The 11,879-nt window shown below is 71.9% G+C and carries 11 protein-coding genes; 8 read left to right on the forward strand and 3 right to left on the reverse strand.

Going from position 1 to position 11,879, the window contains the following annotated elements; all coding sequences use genetic code 11:
• Positions 1–154: 154 nt before the first annotated feature.
• Positions 155–733, reverse strand: a complete 579-nt coding sequence (locus ABZ904_RS27140) for a hypothetical protein (RefSeq protein WP_359393914.1) — start codon at positions 731–733, stop codon at positions 155–157.
• A 263-nt stretch (positions 734–996) separates the two neighbouring features.
• Here ABZ904_RS27140 and ABZ904_RS27145 point away from each other — a divergent pair, with 263 nt between their 5' ends.
• From ABZ904_RS27145 to ABZ904_RS27160, 4 genes are all read left to right on the forward strand, one after another.
• On the forward strand, positions 997–1,851 hold the full coding sequence (locus ABZ904_RS27145) for a bifunctional methylenetetrahydrofolate dehydrogenase/methenyltetrahydrofolate cyclohydrolase (RefSeq protein WP_359393912.1): 855 nt from the start codon (positions 997–999) through the stop codon (positions 1,849–1,851).
• Positions 1,852–1,903: 52 nt separating this feature from the next.
• The gene (locus tag ABZ904_RS27150) at positions 1,904–2,341 is read left to right on the forward strand and encodes a DUF3017 domain-containing protein (protein WP_359393940.1); all 438 of its coding nucleotides are present in this window, start codon (positions 1,904–1,906) and stop codon (positions 2,339–2,341) included.
• 477 nt (positions 2,342–2,818) lie between these two features.
• Positions 2,819–3,292: a helix-turn-helix transcriptional regulator gene (locus tag ABZ904_RS27155; RefSeq protein ID WP_360998153.1), complete on the forward strand. Its 474-nt coding sequence runs from the start codon at positions 2,819–2,821 to the stop codon at positions 3,290–3,292.
• Positions 3,293–3,809: 517 nt separating this feature from the next.
• Complete coding sequence (locus tag ABZ904_RS27160) at positions 3,810–4,799, forward strand: malate dehydrogenase (RefSeq protein WP_359393908.1); 990 nt, start codon at positions 3,810–3,812, stop codon at positions 4,797–4,799.
• A 100-nt stretch (positions 4,800–4,899) separates the two neighbouring features.
• On the opposite strand, the gene ABZ904_RS27165 is transcribed toward ABZ904_RS27160, so the two are convergent.
• Entirely contained in the window at positions 4,900–5,799 is a 900-nt protein-coding gene (locus ABZ904_RS27165) for a helix-turn-helix domain-containing GNAT family N-acetyltransferase (RefSeq protein ID WP_361825957.1), read from the reverse strand.
• Positions 5,800–5,991: 192 nt separating this feature from the next.
• Between ABZ904_RS27165 and ABZ904_RS27170 the strand changes: the two genes are divergently transcribed.
• Genes ABZ904_RS27170 through ABZ904_RS27180 form a run of 3 tightly spaced genes read left to right on the forward strand, consistent with a single transcriptional unit; the run spans position 5,992 to position 9,215 of the window.
• Entirely contained in the window at positions 5,992–7,755 is a 1,764-nt protein-coding gene (locus tag ABZ904_RS27170) for a hypothetical protein (protein ID WP_361825959.1), read from the forward strand.
• Positions 7,742–8,095: a hypothetical protein gene (locus ABZ904_RS27175; protein WP_359393902.1), complete on the forward strand. Its 354-nt coding sequence runs from the start codon at positions 7,742–7,744 to the stop codon at positions 8,093–8,095. The genes ABZ904_RS27170 and ABZ904_RS27175 overlap by 14 nt, the downstream gene beginning before the upstream one ends.
• A 10-nt stretch (positions 8,096–8,105) precedes the next feature.
• The gene (locus ABZ904_RS27180) at positions 8,106–9,215 is read left to right on the forward strand and encodes a hypothetical protein (protein WP_361825961.1); all 1,110 of its coding nucleotides are present in this window, start codon (positions 8,106–8,108) and stop codon (positions 9,213–9,215) included.
• A 105-nt stretch (positions 9,216–9,320) separates the two neighbouring features.
• Here the strand turns inward: ABZ904_RS27180 and ABZ904_RS27185 are convergent, their stop codons facing one another.
• Positions 9,321–10,091 carry a hypothetical protein gene (locus ABZ904_RS27185; protein WP_359393898.1) on the reverse strand — a complete coding sequence of 257 codons (771 nt, stop codon included), beginning with the start codon at positions 10,089–10,091 and terminating at the stop codon, positions 9,321–9,323.
• A 192-nt stretch (positions 10,092–10,283) separates the two neighbouring features.
• On the opposite strand from ABZ904_RS27185, the gene ABZ904_RS27190 reads away from it, so the two are divergent.
• Positions 10,284–11,804 carry an aldehyde dehydrogenase family protein gene (locus ABZ904_RS27190; protein WP_361825963.1) on the forward strand — a complete coding sequence of 507 codons (1,521 nt, stop codon included), beginning with the start codon at positions 10,284–10,286 and terminating at the stop codon, positions 11,802–11,804.
• Positions 11,805–11,879: the final 75 nt, after the last annotated feature.

An 11,879-nucleotide genomic window follows, 5' to 3' on the forward strand; every position in this document is an offset into this window, starting at 1 on the left:
CCCGCATGGACTACCTGATGCCGCTGTTCAACGAGACGGCCTACTGCCTGGCGGTGGAGAAACTGCTCGGGATCACCGCCGACGTGCCGGCCCCCTCGTACGGAGGGGACACGGCCCGTGGCGTGTCGGCGGGCGGATGCGCCGCCCGGCGGGGTCAGTAGGCAGGCTGCCGCGGGCGGTTGAACCAGGCGGAGCCGGCGGAGTTGCCGACGAACACGGCGATCAGGATGGCGAGCACCGTGTGCAGCAGGCCCACGATGATGAAGGGGTAGATGCCGAGGATCGCGGTGATGATCGCGAAGACGAGGGTCGTGATGCGGACCCCGTTGCCGCCGCTGTTGAACTTCACGGCCAGCACGATCGCGAACACCGCCCAGGCCACGGCGAAGGCCGCGACGGCCCAGAGCATGCCGGAGGAGTAGTCGGCGAGCTGCTGGAAGTTCGCGTTGTCCTTGAGCTTGTCGTCGTTCTTGGCGGCGTTGACGCCGGCCGCCCCGATCGCGAACAGGGCCACACCGACGACCTGCAGGCCGACGATGACCCACAGCAGTGCGCGGGCCGCGCTGACGGTGCCGGGCATGGTCGTCGGGAAGGGCTGCTGACCGTACCCGCCCTGCGGCACCGGCGGCGCCTGCGGGTAGCCGTAGCCGGGCTGCTGACCCTGCGGGTAGCCGTAGCCGGGCTGCTGGCCCTGGGGCGCGCCGTACGGGTTGTTCGAGTCTCCGAAACTCATGAGCGGTCTTTCCTCCGTCTGCCTCAAGTGCGGGGACGCGCGCGGCACGGTTCGGAGGAAAGTCCTGCAGATGCGGTCCGTCCCCCCGGATACTGCCCGCTGCACCGTGCTGTCATCGTTGTAAAGCGCCTGTGTCTTGTCCAGCGGCATTTCGAAGGTGTTGTGCAAGTGCAACCTCGCTGATCATGGGTCGAAGCGGACAGGAGCGGCACGGTGGTGCCCGGATTGGAACCGGGAGCGGGTCATCCGCGAGGATGGGACCCATGACCGCCCAGATTCTCGATGGCAAGGCCACCGCAGCCGAGATCAAGTCCGAGCTGACCGCCCGTGTGGCGGCGCTGAAGGAGAAGGGCGTCACGCCCGGACTCGGCACGATCCTGGTCGGGGACGACCCCGGCAGCCGCAAGTACGTGGCGGGCAAGCACCGCGACTGCGCCGAGGTCGGCATCGCCTCGATCCAGCGCGAACTGCCCGCGACGGCGACGCAGGAGGAGATCGAGGCGCTCGTCCGCGAGCTGAACGAGGACCCGGCCTGCACCGGCTACATCGTCCAGCTGCCGCTGCCCAAGGGCATCGACGAGAACCGGATCCTGGAACTGATGGACCCGGAGAAGGACGCGGACGGCCTGCACCCGATGAACCTCGGCCGCCTGGTCCTGAACGAGCCGGCGCCGCTGCCCTGCACCCCGAACGGTGTGCTCACCCTGCTGCGCCGCCACGGCGTGGAGATCAAGGGCGCCGAGGTCGTGGTGGTCGGCCGGGGCGTGACGATCGGGCGACCGATGCCGCTGCTGCTGACGCGGCGCAGCGAGAACGCCACGGTCACCCAGTGCCACACCGGCACCCGCGACCTCTCGGCCCACCTCAGGCGGGCGGACATCATCGTCGCCGCGGCCGGCTCCGCGCACCTGATCCGGGCCGAGGACGTGAAGCCGGGTGCCGCCGTCCTCGACGTCGGCGTCTCGCGCAGCGCCGAGGGCAAGATCGTCGGTGACGTCCACCCGGACGTGGCCGAGGTGGCCGGCTGGATCTCTCCGAACCCGGGCGGTGTGGGCCCGATGACCCGTGCCCAGCTGCTCGTCAACGTGGTCGAGGCGGCGGAGCGCAGTGTCGACTGAAGAAAGGCCTGAGGGCACCAGTGAAGAGCAGCGGGCGGACGGTACCGAGCCCGTGGTGACGGACGCCGTCAGTGCCCCGGACGCCGACGGCACGCCGCGGCGGGCGACCCGGCGGTTCCCCCGGGTCACCCGGGACACCGCGCGACCCGAGGGCGGCGGCAGGGCCGCGCGCCGTGACGCGCCCGCGCCGGCCCGTCAGTGGCCGATCCTGGCCGTACTGTCGGTCGTCGGCCTCGGGCTGCTGCTGACCGCGCTGGACATGTTCCGCGTCGGCACCATCCTGATCGGGGTCGCACTGCTGGGCGGTGCCGCGATGCGCTGGTTGCTGCCCGACGTGGGCATGCTCGCGGTGCGTTCCCGCTTCACGGACCTGGTCACCTACGGCGTGCTGGGCCTCGCCATCGTGCTGCTCGCCCTGATGGCCCAGCCGAAACCGTGGCTGGAGATACCTTTCCTGGACGACACCCTGCACTTCACGGTCCGCACCTGACCGCGCGTTCACGGACCGGCACATCGGCGGGCCGTCCCCCTTCGGCGGGGGACGGCCCGCCGTCGTCGTAGGTGATCGCCGTCGAAGTCGTCCTGGCAGCGCTGCCTCAACGGCCGCCAGATCCCGCCGCGTTCGGCCCCGCGGTCGCCGGCCGAGGCGGCCGAGGCGGATCCGGCACGGCTGCTCGCCCTGCGCGCGGCGGTACTCCGCTCGGGCCGGCTCCCTCCGGTGATGGAGAAAAGGCGCGGGCGTCCGGCCCCTCCCCCGTGGAAGGCCGGGCGCCCCGGGCGGTCCGGACCGCCCGGGAAATACCCTCATGTACGTGCGGGAGCCGTTCAACACCCAGCAGTCCGCTGTGGCACGGAAGTGACCGTTCCGCTACGGTGCCGGCGCCCCGCAACGGAACCGGTGCGCCTCCTGAAGCCGTCCATCGGACGGAGACAGGCTCTTGGGCCGGGGAACGCGGAGGGGTGAGCGATGGGTGCGTGGCAGCCCCTGCCGGACGATCTTCCACCGGAGGTGCGCCACTTCGTGGAGCAACTGAGGCTCCTGAAGGACCGCACCGGGCTCAGCCTCGTCGCCCTCGGCGCGCGTACCGCGTACAGCAAGTCCTCCTGGCAGCGCTACCTCAACGCCACCCAGCCACCGCCCCGTCAGGCGGTCGCGGCGCTCTGCCGGGTGGCGGGGCTGGTGGACGAGGAGGCGGAGCGCTTCGGGGTGCGATGGGAGCTGGCCGTGCACGCCTGGCCCCGTACGCCGGCTCCGGCGCCCGCCCCGGCGGACGGCCCGGCGCCCGGGGAGTACGAGGACGATCCGACGGTCCCCTGGTGGGAGCTGCCGGAGCAGGAGACCCGGCCCCGGTCCGCCGAGCGCCGTCTTCTGCTGGCCGCGCTCGTCGCCCTGTGCGCGCTGCTCGTCGTCGCCCTCGCGGGTGCCGTGACGTTCGGGTGACCCGATCCGCCTGTGCCCTTCGAGGCCACCGCTGCGTCCCCGTGGTGTCGATGTGTTGACGAGTTCCCCGACGACCGACGGACCCACGACGGTCGGCGACACGCCGCACGGGGGCGCGCGGACAGATGTCGCACGCCGCTCGCCGAAAACAATCCCCGCACAGCACGCATGACCCACGCGCTGCGGGGCAGGCGCACCGTACCCCCACGGGAGTCCGGCAGTCCGGGAGGCCGAGAGACCCCCCGGCAGGACACCCCCACACGGCGGCCGCCTCGAGTCCCCCCTCTCCCGGACGGGCGGCCGCCGTCCGTTCTGTTGTGGGGCGGGCCACAGGGGCCCGCGCATCCGGGATCCCGGATGCGCGATAGCCTGACGGCTGGATCTCTCTTGACGCCAAGATATCGATCGTCTGTACCCGTGATCGATCATCGTGGCGGGGCGCCGGTCACGAGCCGGCGGCCGGATCCCGCACCCCGGGCGACGAAGCCCTACCGCCAGCTGTCAAACGGAGAACGCCATGACCCGCACTCCCGTGAACGTCACCGTCACCGGCGCGGCCGGCCAGATCGGCTACGCACTGCTCTTCCGCATCGCCTCCGGCCAGCTGCTCGGCGCGGACGTGCCGGTCAAGCTGCGCCTCCTGGAGATCACCCCGGCACTGAAGGCCGCCGAGGGCACGGCGATGGAGCTCGACGACTGCGCGTTCCCGCTCCTGCAGGGCATCGAGATCAGCGACGACCCGAACGTCGCCTTCGACGGCGCCAACGTCGCCCTCCTCGTGGGTGCGCGCCCCCGCACCAAGGGCATGGAGCGCGGTGACCTCCTCGAGGCCAACGGCGGCATCTTCAAGCCGCAGGGCAAGGCCATCAACGACCACGCCGCGGACGACGTCAAGGTGCTCGTCGTCGGCAACCCGGCGAACACCAACGCGCTGATCGCCCAGGCCGCCGCCCCGGACGTGCCGGCCGAGCGCTTCACCGCGATGACCCGCCTCGACCACAACCGCGCGCTGACCCAGCTGTCGAAGAAGACGGGCGTCCCGGTCTCCGAGATCCAGCGCCTGACGATCTGGGGCAACCACTCCGCCACCCAGTACCCGGACGTCTTCCACGCGACGGTCGCCGGCAAGAACGCCGCCGAGGTCGTGAACGACGAGAAGTGGCTCGCCGAGGACTTCATCCCCACCGTCGCCAAGCGCGGTGCCGCGATCATCGAGGCCCGCGGTGCCTCGTCGGCCGCCTCCGCCGCCAACGCCGCCATCGACCACATCCACACCTGGGTCAACGGCACCGCCGAGGGCAACTGGACCTCGATGGCCATCCCGTCGGACGGCTCCTACGGCGTCCCGGAGGGCCTCATCTCCTCCTTCCCGGTCACCACGAAGGACGGCAAGTACGAGATCGTCCAGGGGCTGGACATCAACGAGTTCTCCCGCGCCCGCATCGACGCGTCGGTCAAGGAGCTGGAGGAGGAGCGCGAGGCGGTCCGCTCCCTCGGCCTCATCTGATCGTTCGACGGGTCATCCGTTCCCGCAGGCCCCGTTCCGGTATCGCCCGGACGGGGCCTGTCCCGTGCGGGCGGGCGCACAGGACCCGAGGGCGTGGTGGTCAGTGCGGACCGGGATCCGGCAGCCGCTTCTCGAACCAGTGGGCCGCGTACACGTTCTCGTCGTAGCGCGGGATCTCCGCGTACCCGCAGGCCCGGTACATCGCCTGGGCCTCCGTCAGAACGGCGTGGGTGTCCAGGCGTACGACGCCGAGGCCGCGCTCGAGGGCCTGGTCTTCGAGGCCGTCGAGGAGGCGCCGGGCCAGACCGAGCCGCCGGGCATCGGGATGCACCCACACATGCCGGATCTCACCGACACCGGGCTCCAGGGTCCGCAGCGCCCCGCACCCGACGGGCCGCCCCTCCTCGTAGGCGACCAGGAAGGCACCCGCGGTGCCGGACACCTCCTCGGGACGTACCAGGGCGGCGGGATCGAAGCCCTCGGGGAAGCGGGCGTCGATGTCGGCGGCGTAGGCGTCGAGGCAGGCCAGGGCGTCCCGGGAGCCGCCGTCGACACGTTCGATCGTGATGGCGGCGAGGCGCAGCAGCCGCCGCGCGGTGCCGAGCGCGGCGCTCAGCTCGCCCCGCTGAGCCTCGCTGAGGCCGCCGAGCAGACTCTCCGCGAGGGCGTTGGCACGGCGGTTCTGTTCCTTCACCTCGACGTGCCCGGCCGGGGTCAGTTCCGCCAGCCGCAGCCGGCTGTCGTCGGGGTGCACGCTCGTCCGTACGAGTCCCTGCGCCTGAAGCGTCCGTGCCATCCGGCTCAGATACCCGGCGTCGAGACCGAGCCGGCCGCGCAGCTCGCGCAGGGAGACCCCGTCCCCGATCTCGTACAGCAGCCGCGCCTGGCCAAGCGGCCGGTCCTGCCCGAGGTAGTGGTCGTCCAGGGCCCCGATCCGGCGGGTGAAGTAACGGTTGAACCGCCGGAGGGCCGTGATGTCCTCGCTCGACACTGACTCCATATTTCTTTGACTTTAGTCAAAGGAATGGCCGGAGTCTATCGGGGAGGTCCGCCGCGTACGGAGCGCGGCCGGCCCGTCACGATCGTGAACATCCCGCTTTCCCGGGCCTGGACGTCCCCCTATGCTGATGATTTGTCAAGTTGCTTGTGATCCAGGTCTCTTGGGGCCCGGTTCCATCATCGGGGGAGTGGCGTGAGCACCGCCTACGTGCCGCAGCAACCACAGCCGACACAGGCCGGTCCGCCATCGGCGCCGGCGCAGAAGCCACCGCACGCCAGCGAGGCCACCCGGCTGCTGTGCTCGGGCGCGTATCTGGATCCCGGCTACCGGGACCGGGTCATCGAGGAACTGCACCTCAACGAACAGCGGATCGCGGCGCCCTCGCTCGGCTACGACGCGGCACGGGTGCTCGCGCACGCGCTGCGGGCCCGGCGCCAGGAGCTGGCGTGGGCCGGGGCGGTCATCGGCCTGTGGCTGGTGGGCTCGGCGCTCTCCGGCGGTCTGCTGGTCTTCTTTCTGGGGCCCAGCCTGATGCTGACGATCGCGTCCTGGATCAGGGGCCGGGCCGCGGAGCCGCCCCTGTACCGGCGGGTGACGGCCTTCATCCTGCGCTGGTGGGGCCGTCTCGCGGTCGCGGGGTTCCTCGTCCTCACGATCATGCTGGCGTTCGGCGGCTCCGACGACGCCTCGCCGTACCGGTCGTCCTCCTCCGGCTCCCTGGACCCCTACGGCCTGAACTCCTCCGACGCGCCGAGCGTGTCCGACCTGCTGCTGCCGGGCAGCAGCAGGTCGGACACGCCCTGGCAGGCGTGGTTCGCCCTCGGCGCCCTCGCGCTCATCGCGGTGTGCCTCGCTCAGCAGCGCCGGCAGTTCGCCCGCGTCATGGCCGCCGAACTGTCCTCGCAGCGCTTCGCCGACGCCGCCGGCGACCCCGCGGAGCAGGCACCGGGACCGCGGTTCGAGCGGATGCGGCAGCGTATCCGGTTCGAACAGCACGCACCGTTGATCATGTACCACGAGGCACGGCCGTTCTGCGGCGCCGGCTGGGCCTACGACCCCTGGGTCCTCGCCGTGGAGCTCGCACCCGACTCGCTGAAGAAGCAGCAGCCGCTCAGCAACCGGGCCGTCCTGGAGAAGGTGCGCCCCTTGCTCGACCGGCTGCGCGTGCCCGCCGAGTACGCCGGCCCCGGCGTCCGCGACCGGCTGCGCTGGCTGGAGATCGACGAGTGCGTGTTCCTGCCCGCGGAGGGGCTGCTGCGCCGTGAGGACGCGCCGTACCACCCGCAGGCGTTCGAGGAGCACCGGGCGCGGGCGGTCGAGGAGGGCGGTGAGAAGCGGCGGCACTTCCTGCGCATCCGGGTCGGCGGATGGGAGGAGGAGCTGGTCGTCACCGTGTTCGTGCGCATCCACACCCAAGGGCGCATGCTCATGCTGGAGATCGCCCCGCATGTGCTGACCCCGGTGCGCGAGGATTTCAAGGACGCCGACCGGACGGCGCACCGCTTCCGCCACAACAACCTGCTCGGCCAGGCCGCGTGGTCCCTCGCCCGGGTGCCGGGCTCCCCGGCCCGGGCCCTGATCACGCTCGGCAGGGCCGTGGTGTACGGGTGGCGGATGCTGACCGGCGGCTACGCGGGCGCGCTGCCGGACGGTCCCGCTCTGTCGGTGCGGGAGCTGGGCTCGGCGCCCGACCGGTCGCTCTTCCAGGACATGGACGTCGACCGCTACCTGAAGGCCGTGCAGGACCGCATCGCGCACGGGGTGCGGGCGGCGCTCGCCGAATCCGGCTACGAGACCGGCGAGTTCGTGCAGAAGATCGTGAACATCAGCAACGGCGGCGTACACATCGGCCGGGTGGAGGGCAGCACCTTCGCGGTCGGCGAGCACGCCCGCGCCTCGGCCACGACCAACGGCCCCACACCGCAGAAGGGATCCGACACCGATGGCCACGGATGAGCCGAACGTCAGCATCGGCGACGTCTCGCACAGCACCTTCGCCATCGGCAGCCACGCGCAGGCCGTGAGCCACCAGGGCACGGCCGGGCAGCGCGACGAGGCCGCCGAGGAACTGCTGAAGGCAGTGCGCGAGTTGCGCGCCGACCTGGCGCGGGTGCGCGGCAGCGAGCAGACGGCCGCGCTCGACGCGGCGCTCGCCCAGACAGAGGACGAGATCACCCGTACCGGCCAGGCGGCCCCGTCGCGCCGGGAGCGGCTGCGCGAGCTGCTCAGCGACTCGCAGGCCCTGCTGAGCGTGCTCGCGTCCGCCGGGGCCGTGGCCGGCCTGCTCGGAATGTGAGAGGAAGACGATGAGCGGGGGCGGCCGGTACTGGAACGAGGACACCCAGCGCTGGGAGGACGGCGACGCGGCGGGCAACCCGGCTCCGGCGACCCCACCGCCACCGGCGCGCCCGCAGCATGCGCCGGATGCGGGGTCCGGGGGAGCGGGTGGCGAGGGAACGCCGGCGCCGGATGCGCCCGGCCCCGGGGGAGCGGGCGGAGGGCCGGCGGCGGACCCGGGCGCCTCCACCGCGGACGCCGCCTGGTGGCCCACCCGGGTGACCGAGGGCGGGGCGCAGCCGGCCCCGCAGTGGTGGGCCGGGGACGGCGGTGCTTCGCCGTTCCCGCCGTGGCCGGCCGACAACAGCGCCTGGCCCACCCCCGAGACGTTGCCCCAGCCGTCGGCGCCCGCCGCACCAGGCGGCCCGAGCCGCCGGCTCGTGTGGTCCGTGGTGGCCGGGGCGGCGGCGGTCGGAGTCGCCGTGAGCCTGGTGCTGACGCTGGTGGTCGACTCCGGGAACGACGGCAAGAACGACCGGGGCGCCGCCGCGAGCCCTTCCACGTCCACCGTGCCCACGCAGCACTCGGACATCCCCGCACCGCCCTCGCCCACCGACGCGTCGCTGTCGCCGACCGCCTCGCCGAGCGCACTCCCGGCGGGCTACCGGTCCTACGCTGACGCCGAGGGTTTCCGGATCGCCCTCCCCGAGGGCTGGAAGCGTTCCACGGTGAAGTCCTCGTACGGCATACCGGTGGTCAACTACCGCAGCCCCGACCGCAGGCACCGGCTGCAGGTGTACCAGGTGGCGGAGCCGTCCCCGGACGCGTCCTTCCAGCTGTACCTGTCCCCGGACACCGCGAAGCCCGCCGGCTTCCGGGAGCTGGCCCTCGAACAACTCGACGACGGCGAGTTCACCGGGTCGCGACTGGAGTACCTGGCCGACACCATCAGGGGTGAACCCGACGTGGGCACCTGGCACGTCTTCGACGAGCGGTTCGTCGCCGTGGACGGCAAGATCTACGCCATCGCCGTGTACGGTCCCGACGCGGACGGCCGCGACGACGAACTGAAGCTGCTCACCACGGCCCTGGCCTGGTTCTGCCCGCCCGGCGCCACCTGCGACGCGTCCGGCGACTGACGGGCTCGGTGCGCACTGCTCCGGACGGGTGAATCGAGCCGGCGGGCAGCAGGGAACGGCCGTCCGGGTGAACCCGTGGCCGTTCCCTGTCCCGGCTGACGGGATTCAGGCGGTCGGCAGGCCCTGGACCTGCGAGATCTCCACCGACTCGCTGGCCGGCGGCGCCTTCGTCAGGACCGGCTTGTTGTAGTCCGTGAAGGTGAGGGACAGGTCCGTGTCCGGGCCCTTCTGCGCCGCGCGGTACAGGCGGTGATCCTTGCCCGTCGTGATGTACAGCGTGGACGTCAGGCCGTTCACCTTGAAGGACAGCGGGACCACCCGGGTGCCGTTCAGGGTCGTCGCGAGCCCCTCCGTCAGGGACGAGGGCGCGGAGACCATGGCGGCCTTCTGCAGGGACTCGAGGTCGCAGGCGTTCGCGACGCCGCTCAGCAGCGAGTCGGACGTCGAGCCGTGGATGTAGCGGCCCATGAACTCCTTGCTCGCGGTGACGCCCCGCTGGCCGGGGAGTTCGGCCTTCCAGAACGTCTGGTCCGGCTTGAGCCACACCTCGGTGCCCCGCTTGATGATCTCGACGGAGCCGCCGTGCCCGCCCAGGGTCAGGGTGCCCGCGCAGTTTCCGCTCCGGTCGATCGAGAGCTGCATCGACGTCGGCAGGCGAGTGCTCGTCGTCGCCGTCGTACTCCGGTCGAGGTAGGCGAGGCGCACCGATGTCGCCGTCCGCAGCCCCTCCTGTGCCTGTGCGAGCAGCCGCTGCGGGTCCTGGTTGCCGCCGGTGTCGTCCGACGAGGCGCCGGCCGTGCCGGTGCAGAGCATCAGACCCGCTGCCGCGGCTGTCGCCGCGCAGGTCGCAATGGTGAAGCCACGGGGCGTGGACATCGCGTCACCTCCATGAGTGCTTGATCGGCAGCGTACTTTTCACCCTTTTCGACCGCATTCTCAGTGACGCGGCGCACTTTCGGACACGGAGTGCGCATGCACGTGCGGCGCGGGGGCAGGTGCCCCGGCCTCCGGGAGTCACACCTGTGTGACTCAGGGGCGCGGAACAGGAACGGAAGGCAGTACCGAATCATGGCCGGACAGCAGGCGCGGCAGGCAGAACAGACGGTTCACGTGGCCGGCGAGTGGCGCGCGGCGCTCTCAGGAGCGACGCGCGAGATCATCGACCCCGCGGACGCCGAGCCCTTCGCCGTGGTTGCGGAGGGGGACGAAAAGGACGTCGACGCAGCCGTCGCAGCCGCCCGCCAAGCCTTCGACGAAGGTCCCTGGCCGTGCACCCCCGCCGCCGAGCGTGCCGCGCTCCTGCGTCGCGTTGCCGATCTGCTCGTACGCGATCGCGAAGAGCTCGGTCTCCTGGAGAGCCGGGACGCGGGCAAGACGGTCGAAGAGGGCCGGGTCGACATCGACTGCGTCGCCGACGCCTTCCGCTACTTCGCCGACCTCGTCGCCGCCGAGAGCGCCGGCCGGGTCGTCGACGCCGGCTCGCCCGATGTGCACAGCGTCGTCTGCTACGAGCCCGTCGGTGTCTGCGCCCTGATCACCCCCTGGAACTACCCGCTCCTCCAGGCGAGCTGGAAGATCGCTCCGGCCCTCGCCGCCGGCAACACCTTCGTCGTGAAGCCGAGCGAGATCACCCCGATGACCACGATCGCGCTGATCGAACTGCTCATCGAGGCCGGACTGCCCACCGGTGTGGCGGGCCTCGTCACCGGACCCGGCCACTCGGTCGGCGCCCGGCTCGCCGAGCACCCGGGCGTGGATCTCGTCTCCTTCACCGGCGGACTCGTCAGCGGTACGAAGGTCGCGCAGGCCGCCGCGGTGGGCGTCAAGAAGGTCGCCCTCGAACTCGGCGGCAAGAACCCCAACGTCGTGTTCGCCGACGCCTGCGCCACCGACGACGGCTTCGACACCGCCGTCGACCAGGCCCTCAACGCCGCCTTCATCCACAGCGGTCAGGTCTGTTCGGCGGGCTCCCGGCTCATCGTCGAGGAGTCCGTCCGCGAGCGCTTCGTCGCCGAGCTCGCCCGCCGGGCAAGCCGGATCCGCCTCGGCCGCGGTACCGAGAAGGACGTCGAGTGCGGCCCGCTGGTCTCCGCGCAGCAGCGCGCCAAGACAGAGGCGTACGTGGCCTCCGCGCTCGCCGAGGGCGCGGTGCTGCGCTGCGGCGGCAGGCGCCCCGAGCCGTCCGGGACCAGGCCGGCGACCGGCTACTTCTACGAGCCGACCGTGCTGGACCAGTGCCACCGGGAGATGAAGGTCGTACAGGAGGAGGTCTTCGGCCCCGTTCTGACCGTGGAGACCTTCCGTACGGAGGACGAGGCGGTCACGCTCGCCAACGACACCGAGTACGGTCTCGCCGGCGCCGTCTGGACCGCCGACCCGGGCCGCGCCCGCCGTGTCGCCGGCCGGCTGCGCCACGGCACCGTCTGGATCAACGACTTCCACCCCTATCTCCCGCAGGCGGAGTGGGGCGGCTTCGGCAAGAGCGGCGTCGGCCGCGAACTCGGCCCCGCCGGCCTCGCCGAGTACCGCGAGGCCAAGCACGTCTACCAGAACCTCGCGCCGCGCCCGGTCCGCTGGTTCGCCGGCTGACCTCCCGTCCCCCATCCCCCACCCGGGTCTCCCCCCGGCGCGCGCAGCACCTTCCTCCAACCCCCATCGAGGAGC

The organism is Streptomyces sp. NPDC046900 (assembly GCF_040644975.1).
Lineage (GTDB): Bacteria > Actinomycetota > Actinomycetes > Streptomycetales > Streptomycetaceae > Streptomyces.

Bases quoted from the DNA above. Each gene is read 5' to 3' on its own strand.
- ABZ904_RS27160 (WP_359393908.1), top strand. From the start codon at position 3,810: ATGACCCGCACTCCCGTGAACGTCACCGTCACCGGCGCGGCCGGCCAG.
- ABZ904_RS27190 (WP_361825963.1), top strand. From the start codon at position 10,284: ATGGCCGGACAGCAGGCGCGGCAGGCAGAACAGACGGTTCACGTGGCC.
- ABZ904_RS27155 (WP_360998153.1), top strand. From the start codon at position 2,819: ATGGGTGCGTGGCAGCCCCTGCCGGACGATCTTCCACCGGAGGTGCGC.
- ABZ904_RS27140 (WP_359393914.1), bottom strand. From the start codon at position 733: ATGAGTTTCGGAGACTCGAACAACCCGTACGGCGCGCCCCAGGGCCAG.
- ABZ904_RS27180 (WP_361825961.1), top strand. From the start codon at position 8,106: ATGAGCGGGGGCGGCCGGTACTGGAACGAGGACACCCAGCGCTGGGAG.
- ABZ904_RS27175 (WP_359393902.1), top strand. From the start codon at position 7,742: ATGGCCACGGATGAGCCGAACGTCAGCATCGGCGACGTCTCGCACAGC.
- ABZ904_RS27165 (WP_361825957.1), bottom strand. From the start codon at position 5,799: ATGGAGTCAGTGTCGAGCGAGGACATCACGGCCCTCCGGCGGTTCAAC.
- ABZ904_RS27185 (WP_359393898.1), bottom strand. From the start codon at position 10,091: ATGTCCACGCCCCGTGGCTTCACCATTGCGACCTGCGCGGCGACAGCC.
- ABZ904_RS27145 (WP_359393912.1), top strand. From the start codon at position 997: ATGACCGCCCAGATTCTCGATGGCAAGGCCACCGCAGCCGAGATCAAG.